Raw genomic sequence first — 232 nt, 5'->3', positions numbered from 1 at the left:
CCGCGGCTGGCACTTCCTCGACCCGGGCGCCGGTTACGGCGGCTCGTGTGTCCCCCAGGACGTGCAGGCGCCGGCCCGCACCGCGCAGCAGTACGGGCAAGAGCCCAAGCTGCTCACTGCGGTGGAAGCGGTCAACTATGCGCAGAAGGGGCACCTGTTCAAGCTGCTCCAGCGCCACTACGACCGTGTCTAGGATGAGGGCGTGCGCTGCCGCACCTTCGCGGTGTGGGGA

General features: G+C 69.4%; 1 pseudogene. It reads left to right on the top strand.

Annotation, left to right across the window (positions count from 1 at the left end):
- Positions 1 to 190, top strand: a pseudogene (locus tag ACQG3P_RS24880) (UDP-glucose 6-dehydrogenase); the annotation flags it as partial.
- Between the last annotated feature and the right edge of the window lie 42 nt (positions 191 to 232).

The sequence above is a fragment of the Stenotrophomonas sp. SrG genome, from assembly GCF_050031795.1.
In the GTDB taxonomy this organism is placed as follows: domain Bacteria; phylum Pseudomonadota; class Gammaproteobacteria; order Xanthomonadales; family Xanthomonadaceae; genus Stenotrophomonas; species Stenotrophomonas rhizophila_A.
The sequence above is the reverse complement of the archived record's forward strand: the minus strand, read 5'-3'. Positions and strand labels throughout refer to the sequence as shown.